The sequence below is a fragment of the Paenibacillus algorifonticola genome (assembly GCF_000971975.1).
Classification (GTDB): domain Bacteria; phylum Bacillota; class Bacilli; order Paenibacillales; family Paenibacillaceae; genus Pristimantibacillus; species Pristimantibacillus algorifonticola.
This window is the reverse complement of the sequence record NZ_LAQO01000017.1, coordinates 24531-45395: the sequence shown is the minus strand read 5'-3', so window position 1 is coordinate 45395 and position 20865 is coordinate 24531. Positions and strand designations below refer to the sequence as shown.

16 protein-coding genes and 1 pseudogene are annotated in these 20865 nt (G+C 47.0%); 6 read left to right on the top strand and 11 right to left on the bottom strand.

Translation table 11 applies throughout. The features are described 5' to 3' along the window. Positions 1-98: 98 nt before the first annotated feature. Positions 99-875 carry a class B sortase gene (locus tag WH37_RS21380; RefSeq protein ID WP_046232675.1) on the bottom strand — a complete coding sequence of 259 codons (777 nt, stop codon included), beginning with the start codon at positions 873-875 and terminating at the stop codon, positions 99-101. Positions 876-894: 19 nt separating this feature from the next. After that, positions 895-6915: a DUF7601 domain-containing protein gene (locus WH37_RS21375; protein WP_046232674.1), complete on the bottom strand. Its 6021-nt coding sequence runs from the start codon at positions 6913-6915 to the stop codon at positions 895-897. 730 nt (positions 6916-7645) lie between these two features. On the opposite strand from WH37_RS21375, the gene WH37_RS33855 reads away from it, so the two are divergent. Next, a complete protein-coding gene (locus tag WH37_RS33855; RefSeq protein ID WP_052737124.1) occupies positions 7646-8269 on the top strand; it encodes a hypothetical protein in 624 nt (207 codons plus the stop codon). 213 nt (positions 8270-8482) lie between these two features. Here the strand turns inward: WH37_RS33855 and WH37_RS34900 are convergent. The 3 genes and pseudogenes from WH37_RS34900 to WH37_RS36590 form a co-directional block, all read right to left on the bottom strand. Then, a pseudogene (locus tag WH37_RS34900) lies at positions 8483-8722 on the bottom strand (hemin ABC transporter ATP-binding protein); the annotation flags it as partial. A gap of 458 nt (positions 8723-9180) precedes the next feature. After that, positions 9181-9474, bottom strand: a complete 294-nt coding sequence (locus WH37_RS36595) for a TetR-like C-terminal domain-containing protein (protein ID WP_231594309.1) — start codon at positions 9472-9474, stop codon at positions 9181-9183. 3 nt (positions 9475-9477) lie between these two features. Further along, entirely contained in the window at positions 9478-9747 is a 270-nt protein-coding gene (locus tag WH37_RS36590; RefSeq protein ID WP_231594308.1) for a TetR/AcrR family transcriptional regulator, read from the bottom strand. A gap of 240 nt (positions 9748-9987) precedes the next feature. Here WH37_RS36590 and WH37_RS21360 point away from each other — a divergent pair, with 240 nt between their 5' ends. Continuing rightward, a complete protein-coding gene (locus WH37_RS21360; RefSeq protein WP_046232673.1) occupies positions 9988-10944 on the top strand; it encodes an NADP-dependent oxidoreductase in 957 nt (318 codons plus the stop codon). Positions 10945-11258: 314 nt separating this feature from the next. On the opposite strand, the gene WH37_RS21355 is transcribed toward WH37_RS21360, so the two are convergent. The 4 genes from WH37_RS21355 to mmuP form a co-directional block, all read right to left on the bottom strand. Continuing rightward, on the bottom strand, positions 11259-11942 hold the full coding sequence (locus WH37_RS21355; RefSeq protein ID WP_046232672.1) for a hypothetical protein: 684 nt from the start codon (positions 11940-11942) through the stop codon (positions 11259-11261). 265 nt (positions 11943-12207) lie between these two features. After that, positions 12208-12687 (bottom strand): 23S rRNA (pseudouridine(1915)-N(3))-methyltransferase RlmH, encoded by a 480-nt coding sequence (rlmH, locus tag WH37_RS21350; RefSeq protein WP_046232671.1) that lies wholly within the window; start codon positions 12685-12687, stop codon positions 12208-12210. Positions 12688-12887: 200 nt separating this feature from the next. Continuing rightward, a complete protein-coding gene (mmuM, locus tag WH37_RS21345) occupies positions 12888-13904 on the bottom strand; it encodes a homocysteine S-methyltransferase (protein WP_046232670.1) in 1017 nt (338 codons plus the stop codon). 174 nt (positions 13905-14078) lie between these two features. After that, positions 14079-15458 carry an S-methylmethionine permease gene (mmuP, locus tag WH37_RS21340; protein WP_414812100.1) on the bottom strand — a complete coding sequence of 460 codons (1380 nt, stop codon included), beginning with the start codon at positions 15456-15458 and terminating at the stop codon, positions 14079-14081. 362 nt (positions 15459-15820) lie between these two features. On the opposite strand from mmuP, the gene WH37_RS21335 reads away from it, so the two are divergent. The 3 genes from WH37_RS21335 to WH37_RS21325 all read left to right on the top strand — a co-directional run bounded on the left by WH37_RS21335 (position 15821) and on the right by WH37_RS21325 (position 18900). Beyond that, positions 15821-16807: an iron-hydroxamate ABC transporter substrate-binding protein gene (locus tag WH37_RS21335; protein ID WP_046232668.1), complete on the top strand. Its 987-nt coding sequence runs from the start codon at positions 15821-15823 to the stop codon at positions 16805-16807. An 81-nt stretch (positions 16808-16888) separates the two neighbouring features. Further along, the gene (locus WH37_RS21330) at positions 16889-17896 is read left to right on the top strand and encodes a FecCD family ABC transporter permease (RefSeq protein WP_046232778.1); all 1008 of its coding nucleotides are present in this window, start codon (positions 16889-16891) and stop codon (positions 17894-17896) included. Beyond that, positions 17893-18900 (top strand): FecCD family ABC transporter permease, encoded by a 1008-nt coding sequence (locus tag WH37_RS21325; protein WP_046232667.1) that lies wholly within the window; start codon positions 17893-17895, stop codon positions 18898-18900. The genes WH37_RS21330 and WH37_RS21325 overlap by 4 nt, the downstream gene beginning before the upstream one ends. Before the next feature lie 27 nt (positions 18901-18927). Here the strand turns inward: WH37_RS21325 and WH37_RS35675 are convergent, their stop codons facing one another. Continuing rightward, entirely contained in the window at positions 18928-19092 is a 165-nt protein-coding gene (locus tag WH37_RS35675; RefSeq protein WP_156182349.1) for a hypothetical protein, read from the bottom strand. Between the two features lie 53 nt (positions 19093-19145). Here WH37_RS35675 and WH37_RS33850 point away from each other — a divergent pair, with 53 nt between their 5' ends. After that, entirely contained in the window at positions 19146-20468 is a 1323-nt protein-coding gene (locus WH37_RS33850; protein WP_052737123.1) for an SIR2 family NAD-dependent protein deacylase, read from the top strand. Between the two features lie 89 nt (positions 20469-20557). Here WH37_RS33850 and WH37_RS34230 read toward each other — a convergent pair whose 3' ends face one another. Further along, positions 20558-20725, bottom strand: a complete 168-nt coding sequence (locus WH37_RS34230) for a CxxH/CxxC protein (protein ID WP_063838033.1) — start codon at positions 20723-20725, stop codon at positions 20558-20560. Positions 20726-20865: the final 140 nt, after the last annotated feature.

Genomic DNA, 20865 nt, shown 5'->3' with positions numbered 1-20865 from the left:
GGATATAACGCCACAGAGTTTCGGAGGCAAAAAAAATCGCGTCCTCCAAGTGGAGAACGCGATATGAAGCAGATTGATTTCGTGTTTTAACATCGTCATTAACGCTTTCGGGCGACCACCGCTAACCGGCCGTTTTCGGTCGAGTACTCGCACGTGGACAGCACAATAAGCTTGTCGCCATACCGGGCTGTTACTCCAGTGTCATAAAGAGCGAGTTTTTTGATGTTCTGAACATACGAATCGAACTCGGCGGGCGTACTTACATTCTCAATCTGGTAGTATTTAAAAACGTCGTCCGATTTGCGATAAACTTTTGAAAGAATAACGGCAACTATCTCATACTCTTCCTTTTCGTAAAGCGTGCTGAACTGGAACGTAGCATGCTCTTTATAAAAGCTTTCGTTCTTGTACTTCATTAAATCTTTGAACATCCAGCCGCTTTTCATGTGATGTCCATGAATCAGCAAAATGTCCGAGCCGTTGGTCCGACTATGCGCGTCCAAAAATGGGAGGCCGCCTTTGTTTGCCTTTTTATCGAAATCATGATTGAGATAGTACTCGGCATCCTGTAGATTCTGCATGACTGGGTACTCAATTCGGGTACCGTCAATCTTCAGCCAGCCGACGATGTCCGGGTTCCTCTCATAGAGCTCTCGAAATTCGGGGAGCATGATCGGCTCATTCGCCTTATTGAACAAAAGGGAGGGGAATGCATCCCCTCCGACTTTGTCCGACCCATCCTCCCAAACTTTTGTCAGCTCTTCGAGTTTCTGCTGCTCAGCATAATCCCGCAGGAGAGTTCTCGCAGCACTAACGAGAGAAAATACCAGCACAAGGAAGGAAACGGCGATAAGAATTTTTTTAGTTTTACTCATTTTCTTACCGCCTTTCCGGTCACTGGATGTACTTTTTCTTCTTGTTACCGAGTAAACAGAACCCGATCGTCATCAAGGACATCAGCGCCAAAGCCATATAGAAGATTGGCGGTACGCTGTTGTCTCCAGTCATCGGAGCATCGTCCAGCTCGTTGTTGCCGTTGTCGGTTCCGCTGTTGCTGTTGTCGGTTTCGTTGTTGCCGTTGTCGGTTCCACTGTTACCGTTGTCGGTTCCGCTGTTACCGTTGTCGGTTCCGCTGTTGCCGTTGTCGGTTCCACCGTTACCGTTGTCGGTTCCACTGTTGCCGTTGTCGGTTCCGCTGTTACCGTTGTCGGTTCCGCTGTTGCCGTTGTCGGTTCCGCTGTTACCGTTGTCGGTTCCGTTGTTACCGTTGTCGGTTCCGCTGTTACCGTTGTCGGTTCCGCTGTTGCCGTTGTCGGTTCCGCTGTTGCTGTTGTCGGTTCCGCTGTTGCCGTTGCCGATTCCGCTGTTGCCGTTGTCGGTTCCGCTGTTGCTGTTGTCGGTTCCGCTGTTGCCGTTGCCGGAGTTGCCGCCGGAGCCGCCACCAGAACTGATCGGCTTCATTGGCACGTCGTATTTTACAATGTCAAAATCGACAGAAATCGTATCACTCCTGTGCGTCTCGTATCCATCCTTCGTTACGATCAAATAGTAATCCGCTTCAGGAAACACCATGTACGCATAGAAGCCATTTGCGTCGCTATCCTGCTCCGGGCTCTCGTTGTCGTGCGGCGGAAAATTTGGAACCGCAGGAAGCGTTACTTTCGTATCCGGAATGCGGCCGTTATCTCTATTCCGCTGCGTATCCGCATAATACAATGTAACTTTGGCTCCGTCAATTTTCTTGCCAGTGGTGGCATCTCCTGTCGTTTCATCATAAACCGTACCGTAAGGGTCGACCAATTCCTCGGAAATATTCAACTCTCCGTTAGCTTTCACGTCCAGTTGCGTCACTTTGAGGAGCAGTTCTTCGCCGGTCTCAGCTTTATAGCGAACTTCCATTGTGTACTTCTGCTCGCTTAGCCCTTCCACGGAGAAAGTTCCGTTCGAAGCCATCGGAAACGCCTTGGGACGACCGTTCTCCGTAATATAATTGCCGGCCTGGTCCTTCAAATAGATATGCATCTGGCTGGTAAACGAATCGTTGAATAGCTCTGTCGCTCCATCCAGCTGCTTGAACATAACGATCCCTACCGCCGTAATGTCCGCCGGAACGGTCTCGCCTGTCACGCTGCCGTCCACATTTGCTTTTTGCGTGAATTCTACAGGGACATCCTTCCCGCCTACCTGATACCTCTTCGTATATGTGATCGTATAGTCGGTATCCGCTGTGACTGGGACCGAATATTCACCCTTCTCATTCGTCTCCACCTGAAGCTCCTTGCCTGTCTTCAGATCGGTCACCGTAATGGGCGCATTCGGAATGACTTCTCCTGTGTTGTTGTCACGCAGTACGCCTTCCAGATACGGGCGGGTATTGACAAAGTGTGCTTCGGCCACTTTTTTCTCCGGAATGGTGCCTGTGCGAACGAGACTTTCGGGATCCGTCACATAGCCGTCATTCGTATAATCATCTTGGGTCACCTTATACTGAAGATCTGTCGGAAGTCCTTGCACAACGAGCGTCTGGCCATCTGCAAGCTCGAAGGTCTCCCCGCTCTTAATTGCACCCTTGCTGCCGTCCGACTTCTCATAGGAGTAGGATTCGTTCTCTCCCTCGCCTGTGAAGGTGACCGTGTACTTGAACGGCATCTGTTTGTCTTCGTCTTTGCCTTTAACCGTGTTGCTGATTAGTAGGCCGCCCTTCAAGACTCGCAGGTTCGTAAATGGGGCATCTTCATCTTTGCCCTCCATAACTCCGGTATAATACCGTTCCTCAGGAATGGTCACGTATTCGTCGGCTGTGTATTCCTTCTGGGTAATGGTGTATTTCAGAGCCTTAGGCAGATCCAAAATATCCAGTGTCTCTCCATCCTTGAGCTTGAAGGTATCACGGGACTTGATCGTACCTGTGCCGCCGCCCGATTTCAAGTAAGAGTAGCTTCCATCCTTGCCTGCATCCTCAAAGAGGACGGTGTACTCGAACTCCTTCGTCTTGTCGCCGCCATTGCCCATGACCGTATTGCTGACGGTCAGCTTGTTAACGGTTCGCTCATTGATGAAGTCCGCCTTGTGGTCGCCTTTATTCACGATTGTGCCCGATAGCTCTCTCGTCTCCGGCGTGGTGGTATAACCGTCAACGGTCGTATAATCGGCCTCGGTTACGGTATACACCAGATCCGCTGGCAATACCGGGAACGTCACAGATTCCCCGTGCTTGAGGGTAATCTTGTCTCCGCTCTTGATCGTGCCAAACGTATTATCCGACTTCTTATAGGCGTACTCTCCGTCCTTGCCTTCGCCAGTGAAGTTCACGGTGTATTCAAAAACCTTGGAAGAGTCGCTGCCGTTTCCTTCCACCTTATTACTAATGGTCAGCTTTCCTTGCGCCGGCGTAGGCACGACCAGCGGATTATCAGAGGTTACCTTCACGCCGTCTACCCAGATGGGCTTTCCAGGCGTATTCCCTACGTACACCTGATAAATTCTTATAGTTGGCAACCATGTCGTTGTGTCAATATAAGTTTCTTTCAGCTCGTAATACCCTGGATCCGGGAATAGTAGATTAAGTTTCCCTCCGCTATCGGTTGTTCCTTTAGCGACTTGAGTTCCGTCGCCTTTCTTATAGAGCGTGAACTCTACATCTTTTAGCGGATTGTTGTTGGGATCTACCTTTTTCAGGGGCAGCAGGGCATTGGAGCTTGAACTGCCGGCTACGTCTGAATTGTCCAGTGTGCTTTCACTTTTGGCACTGACAGATTTCAGCTTATCATCGCCCATCAGCTTTACCTCGTTGCCCATTTTGTCGCCAGCTTTCGCTTTAGAAGGGTCAACCTCGGTTTGGTACACTAACTGGTAAAACTTATTAGGGTTGTCCATTTTGAATGTTAGAACCGTGGTGCCGTCCTCACCCGGCTCGGCTTCCACCCGAACCTCAGAATTCGGGTCGCTGAGATTCAGTGCAGCACCGTCTCGTTCCAGAGCGCCGCCGGCAGTCAGTTTAGCAGGATAGACCGCCATACTAGGCGCTGTCAGTACAAGCTTTCCGTTTACTTCATAGCGCGGATTCATACCTGCACCTAGGGTATCCTGTAAATAAACGCCCTGCTCCATGTTGAATGGTGGGGTATAGTTCACCGTCCACTCCAGCACCCCTGGAACTGGTTTAGTTACCGACTTGCCCAGAGTCTGAATAGGTACAATAACTTTGCGCTGTTCGGTGAGAATCTTCTCTTCTCCGCCCCATGTCATATGTAGGTCGGCTTTGTTATACAGCACCTGCTTGTCTGTGCCGTTGGTGGTGTACTCCTCTAAATATTTCTCCAGAGCCGCATTGGAAGGTCTTGCCTTCACCAGAATGACATAAGGGCTTTCCAACTTGGAGAAGGTGAAGGTGCCTTCATTACCGCTATGGGAGAAACTCGCCACATGAGCGGGGTTGTTTGGCTCAATGATTGACACGGCGTTGTTTCGAACCCCATAGCCAGTGCCGCTGACATTATCCGAGTAGCCCTTATAAAGTTCATAGTCCTTTCCATCTCCAAAAGGAACGAATTCCCAACCCTCGGGTAAGGTGTCCACCAGCTTCACATTGGTGATGACCCGACTTCCGCCGTCTTTCGCCATTTCGACTGTGTTGTAACCCGGCATATTGATGCCTAGGCGGAAGGTGACCGTCTTAGTTATCCGGTCATAACCAGCCAAGGTGTATGCATCGCCGCTTGATGAGCTGTCATAACCGATATAGCGTTGAACGTTGTTCGGAGTATACCATGTGTCAGCCGTCCCATCCCCCTTAATAGGGTAGGATGCCGTAAGCATATCCTTGTTCAGCATACGCAGGTGAAGGTTGGCGCTGTTTTGCGCTTGTTTCACGGTTTCGCCGTCAATAAGCAAAGCCCGATTCCAGATTGTTTTCCCTGCGTTAATATCCTGTCTGAAGAGGATGTCTGTGTTGGTCTCAAGTGCACGGAAGCTGAAGGATGAAGCTTCGTCGGTGTATCCGGTCACCTTGATCAAATCCGCCACCACTTTACCATCCACGGTTAAAGGAATATTTTTTATGGTCAGGCTGGTTGCATTAGTCTTTAGAGTTCCCGCCTGATATTGCTTCCAAAGCTGCGCAGAATTGACGTTTCCTTTGATTTTCGCAATCGTTTCCGCACTCACCTCGCCCGTTTCATCCACAGCGTTGTCCAAGACGTTCAAATCTCCGCCGTGCACCAGCACATCGTATACCGCAGCATTTGGCAAGGCATACTGTGGCGTTAGATTAACGGTCCATGTAATGCCGCCCAGGTTATAATCCTCCATCGTAATAGCGCCTGTTTTTGTAAAAGTGTGCGCCCCAATGGTGACAATCGCCTCGTCAGTCACTGCGTTAGGTCTTGTGCCAGTCATGACATCGTTGTTCTGTATGCCATTTGGTGTATCCATATTCCAGTTGGCACGAGGGTCGATTCTGAAGCTGGAACCGCTTTTCACCTTGCTCTTAATTAATAATTCTACTTTACCGTTAATATCCCCAAAGGAATAAACTCCGTTTGAATCTGGTGTAATTTGTGTTTCTTCAGATACAGTACCATCTACCGTTGTCTTCCATGCAGCCGATTCAAAATCCAGCCCAGCAGGTAATACATTTGTTATAGAAAAGTCCTTTAACCCTTTTTTGTTATATTGGTTAACCGTTACTTTCCATGTAATCGTTTCATTTGGATGGTCATATGAAGCCGAGGCTTGAATCCAGTCGGGTGCTACCCACGTTTCCCGTACTGCGCTGGCTTTTACACTAGCACTCTCATCCCTCAGTTCAACTTTTGGATCAAAACGCTGTCCGTTAGATCGACCGGGATCGAGCCCCACGCCCCGATATTCTTTATAATACACATCCTTATGGAACCATGCTTGATACTCAACCTTTGGATCCACCCCAGTGTCCGCCGGGAAAATGTAGCTCAGCCCGCCATCTGCATCAATAGTTGGCTCTACCGTAGTGCCGTTTACCTTGAAGGAGCCCGGTACATAGACCATACGGTAATCGGCAGGCTTCGTATAGAACGTCATCCCATCTAGTGGCAGCTTGATTGTTGCATCAAGCACATCAAAAGAGGATGGAGTAGACTGGATGGTCAGATAACCATCCTGATAGGCTGGCACGGTCACATACCACCAAGTCCAGCTCCCATTCTTTGGCCAGTTGTTTCCTGTCAAGTTGATGCTGTACGCCGGCGTAACATCCGGGTTCTTTAGCTCATACGCTCCCCCGAAAATCGAGATAGGCTTGGTATCGCCGTAATTCATGCCCGTTACATCCGAATTGGCAGTGGTTTCAAAGCCGAAGGTTACCGCTTTTCCAACACCATTGAAAAACCAATCGTCGCCATTAAATACAATCTTGATGCTATTTGGGGTGAAATACGCGGTGCCAAGCTGTTTCACACCAAAATCAGTTGTGGCCATTAAGGATTTGGTAGCTGTTGGCAGCACCACTTCCTTAAAGTAGGGATCCCTGTTTAGCTCGATCGAGTCTCCCTTCTGAATGTACTTGGTAGTGTCATTTTCATCCGGCGTATTTGCATAATCCCCCTTCACCGGCACCTTGAGGCCCTCTGATTTGAGGGTAAATGCCTGTCGGCCCTGGATTGTACCGCCTGGAGCAATTTCAGCTCCCTGCGTCACCTTCAGCGGAAAGGTTGCATTAGCATCCATAAACACCACCGTTTTATCTGTCACGGCTGCCGTCATCATTATGGAATTGTTCGGCACATCGTATACCGCCTCAGTTACTGATTGCGGTTCGTCCGCGCTCGGCGTGCTTTCCGCATATGCAGGGACAGAGAATGCCACCGTCTGCAGGACAAGCATAATTGCCAGGCAGAAAGAGAGTATTGCTTTTCCTATGCTACGTTTTCGATTCAAGACACATTTCTCCTCCATTCCCGAAACTACTGATACACTTTCACCCAAATTTCAACACTTTCTTTCTTAGTTTAAAAACCTAATCTCTACAAAATCTCTACATTATGAAAAATTTCCTTCTCCTTGCAAATTTCAATAAAAAAACAACCGCTTACAGACTTCAAAACGTCAAATATAGTTCGCAATAATGGCTTCCTAACATTGCATTTTTTCCTTTATATGAATGGTTTGGGGTGTGGGGTATTCCTGAAGCGATCTCCGTTTTTGGAAAGAGGGCTTGTTCTAAAAATTGGGCAATGCTTAATCTCCATCTGACTTTTCTGCAAGGACTGCAAGAAACGCGTATACCTCGATCGTCTTAAACTTCGAAACCTTAAATAGAAAATTATGGCTTTTCCCATTTTCGGTTGCTATAATGGTAAATAAAGTATATGTCATACGATGATGTGGACTGGCTTCTAACAACAAGTACCATATCTGAACCTCTATCTCCTAAAGAGCATAAATCAAATTACATAATATGTACCAAGAGCATTTACATTTTCTATCAAAGGAGGTGACCCCGAGAGCATTTTAAATCTTATTTCCCGTGTTCCACCTAATGGGGATGTGTTAATTTCTCCTTCACCGCTCCTGACTGAATGCTGCGCAGAAACATGCAATAACTGTAAGAGTTTATTGTTCTATGCATTTAGCTATAACCATTATAAGGAACATAGGAGCGTGTCAAATGAACAAACAACTTTTTCCCAAATCTTTTCGAATCCTTATGGCTTGCTTGCTGCTTTTGGCATTTGCCGTACCAGCGACGGCTTCCGCCAGCTATCTTGGAGATAAGCTTACTATAGGCGGCAGCATGTCGAAAGGCGATTATCTCACCTCCCAAGATGGTAGGTTTTCAGCCATTTGGCAGAATGACGGTAATTTTGTCATCTATCAGAATGGTTCCTCTCTTTGGAGTAGTGGCACCAGTAACAGTGGGGCCGTTTCGTTCAAATTTGAAGCATTTGGGAAACCGGTCATATACAAATATGGCGGAAGCTATCAAGATGTATTCCAATATGGATATCGCTATGGATTCAACCCTGCCTCAGGCAAGTACGAATATTACACTGGTTGGGGGTATGATAAGGTTTGGGTGATTAATACTTCTATACTGCAAGCCGCTTGGTTTGCCAACACTGCCTCTTGGATTCCAACCCATCACGGGAGCGGGTTGCCGGCTGACACAACTGGTGACACGCTGGTCATGCAAAATGATGGAAATTTAGTTCTCTATAACACAACCATGACAAACAGCTATTATCCTAATAGTTACATTCCTGTCTGGGCTTCAAATACAGGCGGACGCTAAAATCAGATTGAGAGCCGCATAATGCGCGGCTCTTTTTTTGTTTATCCAAGTAACCTGATAATTTCACTACTTAACGCAAAGAGGTCAACCCGTAAAAACCGGCTGACCTCATAATACGACGGACGGAGTGCGTTAGCAAAATAAACAAAACGTCTGTCAACGAACAGGTCCGTCTTCATGACGTAACATACGTTAATCATTCCTGGATACTACTTAGATACGAATACGCCCCTCAATTTCCTGCTGCAAAGACAATCCGCAATCATGCATCCGGTATATTTTATCGCAATATTCAAGCATACGCTCATCATGGGTAATCATAATTGCCGCTTTTTGGCGTGACTTAACCTCTTGCGCTATTAGACTGACCACTTCATGGGCTCGTTTGGTATCCAAACTTGCTGTCGGCTCAACCATTAAAATGATGTTAGTATTATTAATTAAAGCACGAGAATTGCTATCCGTACTGCATTCTGCGACCTACTTTACCATACCAAAATAGAGTCGATCTGCCACTTATTTGGATAGATTTAGGGGATAGGCAATCTATGGCTTAAATCGACTTTACACAGGTTAAAAAACTTGCCGCTATTTATGGTACGGTTCCCCGTGCTGTCTGAAGCGGCAAGTTCTGAAGAGAGACCATCCCTTAAATTACTGAACAGTGCTTTTTTAATAAAAACGAGCCAAACATTCCTACATAGGGTTGATTAATTGAATCTGTACCCAATGACTGTCATTTCAACCTTCATTAAATCGCAGTTCACATCTGGAATGTGGCCATTTGTGCTCTCGAAATGGATACCGCTGCGCATGCACACTCTCCCGCTCCCTCAGGAACTTCAGACTTTCCTAAAGATGTCATGTCGATCAGCCACTGGTATGTAGCCCGGGCCTTTCTTACATATCTTTCATTGGTCCAATGGCTGAGGCACCATCTGATTGCGCTCCATCAGCGCCCACAATTGTTCGACCACTTCCGCTTCTGAATAGGGCATTGAGTGGGTAATCCACCATTCTATCATTCCAGCGATAGCCGAAGCCAGAAATTGTACCAATATCTCCTTATTCATGTCCCGATTGATGCCGTCCATATCTATTTGTTTGTCAAGACCCCGCAACAGTGCAGCCTGCAGACGGTTTCTGAAAGTCGGAATGCCTTTGTTTTCCAGTACAGCGGCATAGAAGAAAATATGCTCCCTCAAATATTAGAATGTGTGGCGCAGTGAAGATTTGGAAGGGAAAATACCAGTGACGCCACAGGGCAGGAAGCTCTCAATTAATTGGACTAAGTGAGACTTTATACACTGATCCAGCAGATCGTACTTATCCGTATAATGCAAATAAATGGTGCCACGGCTTACATTCGCCCGGTCAGCAATTTCATTTATGGTGATATGCTCAAAATTTTTCTCTGCCATCAGCCCGATAAAACCCTCGACAATAGCTTCTCGGGATTTAAGTATTCGTCTGTCCATAAGTTACTCCTTTTTATCCATATTACAAATTTGTTACAAAGAAATACCGATGTGTACGTTTAAAACCATGTGTAAACTCTCCCTCTCTTCTTAATGAATAAGTATCCGGATTTTGTCTATTAATGAACGAATACAACTATTTTAACAATTGAAGCGAGTTAACAGCACTGGTACGATCATTATATTGAACGGATGTGACTATATCAACAAACGTTCGACAAATGATTGGAGGATCTTATTATGAAAGCAATTGTTATACACGATTACGGAAATCCCGAGGGTTTCGAAGAACAAGATATAGCTATTCCAATAATAAAAGAGACCCAAGTGCTCGTGGACATGTACGCCACCACGGTCAGTTCCGCAGATCAGCTAGTCCTGTCGGGGGCATTCCGGCATATGTTACCGGTCCAGTTCCCGCATGTTCTCGGTGTTGAATTGGCGGGTGTGGTGAAAGAAATCGGAGAGAAGGTCACGCATGTGAAAGTCGGGGACCGCGTAATGGGGCTGGTTAGAGCCGGTGGGTGCTATGCGGACTATGTGGCACTGGAAGAGAGCGCACTCACTATAATTCCATCAACCCTTTCGTTTGTAGAAGCCGCTGCGTTACCGGCGGGTGCGCTTACTGCCTGGCAGTCGTTATTTCAGTATGCTAAACTGCAGCCGGGACAGCGCATTCTTATTCACGCCGGTGCAGGGGGAGTGGGCCATATCGCTGTTCAACTAGCCAAACAGCACGGTGCCTACGTTATCACTACAGCGCGGAAACACAATCACGAATTTGTACGGCAGCTCGGTGCCGATGAGGTCATTGATTACACCACCACCGATTTTGCTAAAGCCGTAAGCCCTGTAGATATCGTACTGGATATGGTGAGGGATACAGTTATTGATACGGATACGGGGATAGGAGTAACAGAATCGAAGAACTACACAATTCTGAAGGAGAGCGGCAAGCTTATTTCCCTAGTAGACCCCTCAATTGCTACGCATCCAAAGATTCGCGCAATCGAATCCCAATTTGCCTATATTGAACCGAACCCCAGTGATTTAGCAGCCATCGTCCAAAGCGTCCAAGAACACAAGCTGGAGGTTCATGTGGATGGAATTTTCCCTTTCACCGCAGAGGGAATCGCAGAGGCGTATCATCATAAGCATAAGAAAGGAAAATTAGTAATTCAGAGGAAGCCATTCTAAGACGTCGCATTTTCAGCGCACCTCATCTTTAATGATCTGTTGGAATTCAAAAGGAGTAAAGCATCCCTTTTAAGGTTGCTTTACTCCTTTGTGTTCATACCTTCATATCCCGTTCCTCAATAAAACTTATAGATCAGGGACCTATACACATATATTCAAACCCATGCCTCATGAGGAAATAAAACATGCCGTTACTTATGATACGGTTCTCCGCGCTGTCTGTAACGGCAAGTTTTATTAAAAAAACGGGCGCCAAATTCGTGGCGCCCGTTAATGTATATTAATATTCGACTCAAAATTCCAAGTCCCGGAGTCTATTTAATGTTGAAGCTGGAAATAATTTTATCGTATTCCTTCAAATCCTTATCTTGATACCGAGTCCTATCGACAAAAAACAGCAAGGTTGCGAAACTAGAATCTTTTTGGATGAAGACCAACTTGCCGACCGTGTCACTTGTCTCGTAATCGATCACCTGGGCTTCTGCTCCGGCTACCTTTGTGTTCGTTTGCTTGTTCACTTTAACGTATTCGAATGCATTCTTTAATGCCTGCTTGACATACTCGTCCAAGCTCAAGCCTTTCTCTGACTCTAATCGGAAGTCCACTCCCATATAATAGTTACTGTACAAATTCCGGTTGTCAGTCATTACAGAGGGCCTCCAATTGCCGTTAATGACAATCTGGAAGAAGTTCGCGGTGTCCTTATCATATAAATGCACGTACATAGGACCGCCAATGATTAATTTATTTGCCTTGTTGTCGAAAACGAGCTTCGAATTTAGACCGAAATAATCGGAAACGCTCTTGGCTGGCAAATATAAGCTTCCATTGTACTGTAATGCTTTGACACCATCGATTTCCTGACCGTTCAATTCCACTTTGAGCGAAGGATTAAAGAGCGCCTTTACTTCCTTCCAAGCAGAACCTGCCCAGGCTCCGGTTGCGTTGCCAAGCAAGAACATTGCTACAATAATCCCCACCCAATATTTCTTCTTCATTTACCTTCCCCCTATTATTCAACAACAACCCTAATTCTACCATATATTTTCAAAAAGGGGCGTTTTAAGAGGACATCGCACATATCAAAATGGATGAAAATACTGTAAATGTCAGCCCTCTTGGTGAAGCAAAAAAAATCGTTAAACTAGAGACCTTGTTTCAAATCATAAAATAAATAACTCTGGGCGACAGCATTGTACTCGTCTTCATCTATCAGGCCGAAATCTTCATTTCGTTGTAAGCAACTGTCTGAAATACTTGCCGTTATTTATGATAAGGTTCACCGCGCACAATCTTAAACACCCGATAAACCTGCTCCGTCAGCACAAGACGAAGCAACTGATGCGGATAAGTAATTCGTCCAAAAGAAAGCTTCATATTAGCGCGGCGCAGCACTTCATCAGCGAGCCCCAAGCTTCCGCCAATGATAAAAGCGAGCTGGCTTTTCCCATATGTCCCGAGCTCCTCGACATGCTTCGCCAATTGCTCCGACGTCCACATCTCACCTTCAATTGCCATTGCGATAACGTATGTATCCTGTTTAATATGGCTCAGTATCCGCTCGCCTTCCTTCGCCTTCACCTGCTGCTCTTCACTCGCGCTAAGCTGCTCCGGCGCTTTCTCATCCGCTACCTCAACCAGCGTTAGCTTCGCATACGGAGCCAAGCGCTTAGCGTATTCCGCAATCCCTTGGGTTAAATATTTCTCTTTCAGCTTGCCCACTGAAATAATCTGTATTTGCACTGACAACTTCTCCTTTATTCGCAGCCTGCTTATCGGCCTGTCCTATTAGTACCCATCATACCATCCACCCGCGGCAAAAACACTTTAAAAAGCCCAGAAAAAAAGGCCAACCAGAGAACTCTCTGGCTGACCTTATAAATCGAAAACCCCGACACTATCCTCGCATGTCCATCAGGCTTCATCACTCACTAAAGACCTTCTCAAGCTCGCCATTTCCTCGCGATCGCTTCAATCTGCTGCGGCGAAGTCCGGCAGCAGCCTCCAATAATACGGGCGCCGGCTTCGTACCAGCCTTCCGCTTCCTCCAGGAAGCTCGGGCAGCTGCCCTCGCCATGCCAAGTCTTTGTCTCCGGATTATAGCTTTCCCCAGAATTCGGATAAACAATAACCGGCTTCTGCGAGTGAGCGTGCAGCACCTTAATTGCCTCCGTCACGACAGCGCCGGGAGCGCAGTTCATGCCGATCGCGGCAATCTGCTCGCTTTGCGCGAAGGCAGCCGCGCATTCAGCCAGCGGAGTGCCTTCGCTGATCGCCGTTTCATTTTTCAATGAGAACGACAGCCACGCATACACGCCCGGAAATTCCTTCAATAAAGCATCCAACACTCTGGCTTCCTGTAGGGAAGGAACCGTCTCGAACGCCAATAGATCCGCACCAGCTTCAATAACCGCTTCCATTCTTGGGCGGTGAAACTCCGTCAGCACCTCATCCGTTACGCCGTAGTTGCCGACATACTCCGAGCCGTCCGCCAAATAAGCGCCATATGGCCCAATGGAAGCAGCAACGAGCGGCCTCGGTCTATTCGTGGCAAGAGCACCAGTCCCCGAAGAAACATCATCAGTACCCTCCTGGGCACCACCTGCACCCTCACCCTCTTGCTCCCAATAATCATCACGCGCTTTCCGCGCCAGCTCTACCGTACTCTTGATCAGCTTCAAAGCTTCCTCTTCGCTAAGCCCGCGCTTGCGAAAACCATCCACCGTCGCCTGATAGCTCGACGTCGTCGCGCAATCCGCTCCTGCGCGGTAATAATCCAGATGCACCTGATAAATCAGCTCAGGCTGTGACAGCAGCACCTGCGCCGACCATAGCGCATCATTCAAATCGCAGCCATGCCGCTCCAGCTCCGTCGCCATTGCACCATCCAGCACCATAATCTCATGCTTTTGCAAAATATCTTCTATAGCATTGTGCGCAGTACCGTTAGGCTTTCCCATAACGTTTTTCCTCCCCTTTTCCTACTATTTATCAATCTCTTTTTCTTTCAGCTCTATATTTCCCGTCACTTCAAGTAACCTCAAGTCACTTGAAGTCACTTCAAGTCACTTCAAGTCACTTCAAGTCACTTCAAGTCACTTCACGTCACTTCAAGTCACGTCCTGCCTCACTCGCTACTTCTTCACACGATAAAACGAATAATAGCTAATGTAGCACAGCGCAATAAACGGAACCCCGCAATACAGCGCAATTCGCTGTGTCGGATCGAATGCGATACCGATGCAGGACGCTAAGCACAATAGGAACGAAGCAATCGGCACAAAAGGATACCAAGGCGTCCGGTACGCCAGCTTGTCCACCGAGTTCCCCTCGCGGAGATACTGTCTGCGGAACATAAACTGCGAAGCGCTAATGCTCATCCACACGACGACTACCGCAAGCCCCGATATTGACACCAGTGCAATATACACCGTGCCCGGCGCAACAATACTGGAGAGCAGCGCAAGCCCGCCACCCATCATACTCAGAATGACAGCATTCAGCGGAACGCCATGCTTCGACAATTTTGCGAACAAAGGCGAAATGGTCTTCTTATCGGCCAGCGACCACAGCATCCGAGACGACGCATACAATCCGGAGTTCGCCGCCGACAAAATCGCGGTCAAAATAACAAAGTTCATCACATCCGCCGCATACGGCACGCCAACCCGCTCCATTACCGTCACGAAGGGACTTTCCGTTACCCCCGCCTCCGACATAGGCAGCAAGGCTGACAGCACAACAATCGTTCCAATGAAAAAAATAACGAGACGAAACAGCGTCGTGCGAATCGCTTTCGGAATCGTCTTCTCGGGATTCACCGATTCTCCTGCTGCAATTCCGATCAACTCCGTACCAGAGAAGGCGAAATTCACCGCCAGCATCGTCAGTAAAATAGCGAAGGCCCCGTTCGGGAACCACCCTGCGCTCGTAATATTGGTTAAAAAGGGCGCTGGCGCCGATTCCGCCATTGGCACAATACCGAACATCGCTCCCGCTCCGATGACAATAAACAGCACAATCGTTAAAACTTTTACAGATGAAAACCAAAATTCCGATTCCGCAAAAAAACGTACCGATCGTGCATTTAAGACAAATATTAATGCGGCGAATAACGCGCTCCATATCCATACATTAACCGAAGGGAACCAGCGCTGCATGAGCAGCCCAGCCGCCGTAAATTCCGAGCCTAATGCAACCGTCCAGGTGAGCCAGTACAGCCAAGCGACAGTGTAGCCCGTAGCGGGACCGATATATTTTGCCGCATAGCTGTGGAAAGCTCCTGTCTCCGGCATATGTACCGATAGCTCGCCCAAGCACAGCATCACGAGATATACCGCAATGGCGCCAACCAGATAGGACAAAATCGCGCCAAACGGGCCGGCCTGCTGAATCGTATAACCGGAGCTTAAGAACAAGCCCGTCCCAATAACACCGCCAAGCGAGAGCATAACGATATGCCGCGCCTGCATTTTCCGCCTAAACTGCTGCTTACTTCCATTGTTCACGTTCATTCTCCTAGGTGTCATATTCAGACAAATAAAAACACACTCCCTTTCGAAAAAGAGTGCGCCACTAACGAATCTGCATAAGCGGATTTTAAGTTTTTCTCGCCCCTGCAACAAGTTAATTTCAATATATCGGGCTGTCAGGTTCATGTCAATGTTAATATTGACCGGCATCTTGACAAGCTAGGCAACACGCTTTAAAATTTGCAAGTGTGATGATGAGAATCATTATCAAGAATTTGGCATAAAGACTTGGGGGTCTTGCCACATTGCAGTCATTCGCAGTCTTTTAAAGTCTTTTGAAGTCTTTCGAGTCCGTCGAAGTCATTTACAGACGCTCCGGCGTCAAAACAAAGGAGAGAATTTCATTGAAAAAGCTTTTTCTTCCATCCTTACTTATCCTCATGCTCGTGATCAGCGCCTGCGGCAATGGTGCAGCATCGAACGGCAACAGTGGAAACAGCAGCAATGCAGCGGCATCTACTGCACCTTCCGAATCACCAGCAGCCAGCGATGCCGCGGCTTCCACCGAGCCAGCAGCAACGGGAACGATAACCTACCAATCGGAGCAAGGTCCTGTTGAAGTACCAGCGAACCCGCAGCGCGTAATCGTGCTTTCCTCTTATGCGGGTAACGTTATGGCGCTCGGCGTAAACCTCGTCGGCGTGGACGATTGGTCCAAGATGAACCCTAACTTCGAAGAGAAGCTGAAAGATGTTGAGGCCGTAACCGACGAGAGCCTGGAGAAAATCATCGAGCTCCAGCCAGATCTGATTATCGGCCTATCCACCCTCAAAAACGTGGACAAGCTGAAGCAAATCGCTCCAACGATCACTTACACCTATGGTAAAGTGGACTACCTGACGCAGCAGCTCGAAATCGGCAAGCTGCTCAACAAAGAGAAAGAAGCAACCGCTTGGGTTGACGACTTCAAAGCTCGCGCTCAAAAAGCCGGCGAAGAAATTAAAGCGAAGATCGGTGCAGATTCCACCATTTCCGTTATCGAAACCTTCGACAAACAGCTTTATGTTTTTGGCGACAACTGGGGACGCGGCACTGAAATTCTGTATCAAGAAATGCAGTTGAAAATGCCGGAAAAAGTAAAAGAAATGGCATTGAAGGACGGCTATTATGCCTTGTCCGCTGAAGTGCTGCCGCAATATGCTGGCGACTATGTCATTTTCAGCAAAAATCCGGATGCCGACAATGCGTTCCAGAACACGGATACGTATAAAAATATTCCTGCCGTGAAAAATGGCCACATTTACGAAGTCAATGCGAAAGCCTTCTACTTCAACGATCCAATTACGCTTGAATATCAACTGGAATTCTTCATTAAAAGCCTGCTAGGCTAATGAATCGTCTATAGATGTTGAAGGAACTCTTCCTGCAAGAGTTCCTTCTGTATGCTTACGGAAGGAACGGATGAGAAACCGATGAAGAACAAGAAACGCTCCATCCCTTTTATTTTCAAACTGACTGGCTGTCTAATCATCTTTGTCGTCTTATTTGTGATATCGCAAATTTATGGTGCTGCAAATGCTACCGCCAAGGATGTATGGCTGGCCATTGCTTCAAATGAGGTGAGCGACAGCATTCTCGTCATTCGCGAGCTGCGGCTGCCGCGTGAGGTAGCCGGTATTTTGGTTGGGGCAGCACTCGCTGTGGCTGGAACCATTATGCAGGGCGTTACACGCAACCCGCTTGCCGATCCGGGACTGCTTGGCCTGTCATCGGGGGCAAGCATGGCGCTGGCCCTTACACTCGCTTTTGCTCCAGGCGTAGGCACGTTCGGCATTATGCTGGCCTGTTTTTTGGGCGCGGCGCTTGGCGCTTCTCTCGTCCTTCTGCTTAGTGCCATGCGAAGAGGCCAACTATCCCCTACCCGAATCATTCTTGCCGGGGCGGCGGTATCTGCTTTTCTGTACGCCGTATCCGAAGCGGTCGGCCTTTATTTTAAAATTTCCAAGGATGTGTCCATGTGGACGGCAGGAGGGCTAATTGGAACGACGTGGGGTCAAGTTCAGGCCATTTCACCCGTTATTATAATTGCTGTTGTACTCGCTCTGCTGCTCTCGAAGCAGCTCACCATAATGAGTCTCAGCGATGATGTGGCAGTAAGCTTGGGCCAACGGCTCGTGCTGATTAAAGCTTTTTTGTTCCTTGTCGTTATTGTGCTGACGGGCGCATCGGTCGCACTTGTCGGCAATATCGCCTTTATTGGCCTCATGATTCCGCATATTGTCCGCACTTTCGCGGGCACCGATTATCGTTCCGTTATGCCTTTATCCGCCATTACAGGCGCTTCTTTCATGCTGCTGGCCGATACGATGGGGCGTACCATTAATGCGCCATACGAGACGCCCGTTGCAGCCATTGTTGCGATGATGGGTTTGCCTTTCTTCCTGTTTGTCGTAAATAAAGGAGGAAAAAAACGCTCATGATTCCATCTGCTCTTGTCCGCAAACAAAGGCTCATCGTCCTGTCCAGCTTGCTGCTTATTGTTGCAACTGCCATTGTCAGCATGGGTCTAGGCGCTTCGTCTCTGTCCTATAACCGGCTAATTCCAGTCCTCATGGGCGATGGCGTGTTTAAAGAAAATTTTGTGCTGTTTTCCGTTCGTCTGCCGCGCATTATTATTACGCTGCTCGCAGGCATGGCACTTGCCTTGTCCGGTTCCATTTTGCAAAGCATTACGCGCAATGATCTTGCCGATCCCGGCATTATTGGCATCAACTCGGGGGCAGGAGTCGCCATCGCGATCTTCTTTCTTTATGTTCCGATAGATGTCGGTTCATTTGTGTATGTTTTGCCGCTGGTCGCTTTTATTGGCGCGGTCATTACGGCGGGGCTGATCTATCTGTTCTCTTACCGCCGTTCGGAGGGGCTGAACCCCATCAAGCTAGTTCTGACCGGTGTCGGCTTCTCGCTCGCCCTGTCCGGCATTATGATCGTGATTATTTCAGCGGCGGAACGGGAGAAGGTAACGTTCATTTCCCAGTGGCTGGCGGGAAGCATCTGGGGGACGGACTGGCCGTTCATTTGGGCACTGCTTCCGTGGCTCGCCATCTTGATTCCATTCACGCTGTACAAGTCCACACGCCTGAACTTGCTTGGGCTTGGCGAGCCAACCGCCATTGGCGTCGGCCTGCGGGTCGAGCGCGAGCGTCTCGTCCTGCTGCTGACCGCTGTCGCTCTTGCTGCATCAGCGGTAGCTGTGACGGGAGGCATCGCCTTCGTCGGCCTTATGGCGCCACATATCGCCAAGTCGCTTGTCGGCCCGCGCAACCAGTTGTTTATTCCCGTCGCCATCTTGATGGGCGGGTGGCTGCTGCTGCTGGCCGATACAGTCGGACGCAATCTTGTCGATCCGGACGGCATTGCCGCAGGCATCATGGTCTCCCTGATCGGTGTGCCGTATTTTGCTTATTTGCTGCTAAAAAAATAAACGCATAACAGGCCAAGATAATATGCCTCAAATATTAAAAACAAAAAAATCACGATACTGAGCTCTAAGCTTGGTATCGTGATTTTTTTTGCTCATAAGAAATAGCAAATCCGTAATGATTATTCTTTTTACTACTTTGATAATTCCATCTAAAATATTCCAGTTAAATATAGGGATAAGCTCTCCCATCATGATATACTTCCTATATACCTGATATGATTTTTAATTTGAAGAGGAGAGCTTGTATGAGCAATATTCATTTAGATGATTTAAAGCATGATTATCTCAATAATCAATTGGTACCATTTATAGGAGCAGGCCTATCTATTCCTTTTAATATTCCAGATTGGAAAGATCTAATACGACTTCTGGCAGAAAAATATGCCGTTGGGGATAGCGCATTCGCAAAGGATGCTGTCGAATGGGACCTTAAACGGCATAACTACTGGGGAGCAATTGATGCCCTAAAAAATTATACTACGATAATAGAAGATGACATTAAGTCGAATATCGCCAATCTAATCAACAAAAGAAAAGAAATCCCGAATGATGATTCCGCCCATAACTATTCTGATTTACAAAAAATGAAATTCGCCCTTTACTTGACCACAAACTATGAAGACCTGTTGAGTCAATATTTGAAGCATGACATATCGACTATTCTACTTAAAGATATTCAATTCAATACACAGGAGGTATTTGGACAACGAAGAGTGCTTCAGCTTCATGGGTCTGCTTCAAATAGCGGATCAATCGTAATCAGTAAAGAAAGTTATCAAGAGCTTTATGAAAATAAAAAGTACGACAACATTATGAAAATCATAACAGGCTCAAAAAAACTGCTTTTTATGGGCTTTTCATTTGATGATCAATTTATTAGAACGTTAATTAAACAACATAAAAAATATTTTTCAGGACAACATTATATCGTATTAGCCAATCCTACAAATGAAAAGATAATGGAACTAAAAAAAGAATACGGCTTGCTGACTATACCTTATTATACGGACAGTAATTCTCACACCGTCGAAATTCGTAAAATACTCCAATCTATAGATGATTCCGTCACAGTAACAAAAAAGGAGACGAACGATGCGCCTCATCAAAGAGGATTTATCCAAATCACGGACCCTTTGAAATCAAGTTGGTTTGTAAGAATGCATGAAAAAAAGTCTGAAACGGTAAACTTTCCTTGGCCATTCCCATTGAAAAGTATGGACCCAATGCCATCACCAAATGACTTGTTTGTCATTCAAGAGAAAAATAAAAACAAATTTATTATTGGGGTAGTTTTGGACTTTAAAATAAACATCAATATAGAAGAAATCTGGAAGGAACAACAGCTAAACAATATAGATTGCGGCTTTAACGATAAAATGGAGCTTGCAAAATTCACCCGTGGAAATAATCGGGTCACATGTGTAAAGTTGAAAATAATCGCCATAGAGGATGAATTATTTTACAATAAATTTAACCACACGGAAGTAGTTAACTTAAATCAATATGGATTCAAGTTTTACAATATCACTAGTGAAATAACCAAATACCTCTCAGCACTCGACTACTAATCCGTTATTTTAAAGTTATATGAAAAATTGCTGGGCATATCAACATGCCCAGCAATTTATTAAAACTATTCATATTATCGGTTCTTCCCTTATACGACCAAAAACAGTGCCCCATCATCGCATAAATCGCATTTGCGCGGCGGGTCCCAGTCTGCAAATTCCGTTTCCTTCAAATCCACGATATCCGGCGCGTCCTCATACTCATCAACGAACTTATCGATCGCTAGCTCCACGTGTTTTTTGCATACACAATACATAGTTGGTTCGCTTCCTCTTCTGCTTGATTTAATCAGGGTGTTGTCCCTTTGCCTTCCGTTAGCATAACAAACAACCTGCATATTGTGAAGCCCGCACCTATCGGCCTAAGAAAAACGCCTGGCGGCGTCCTTTCTATTAG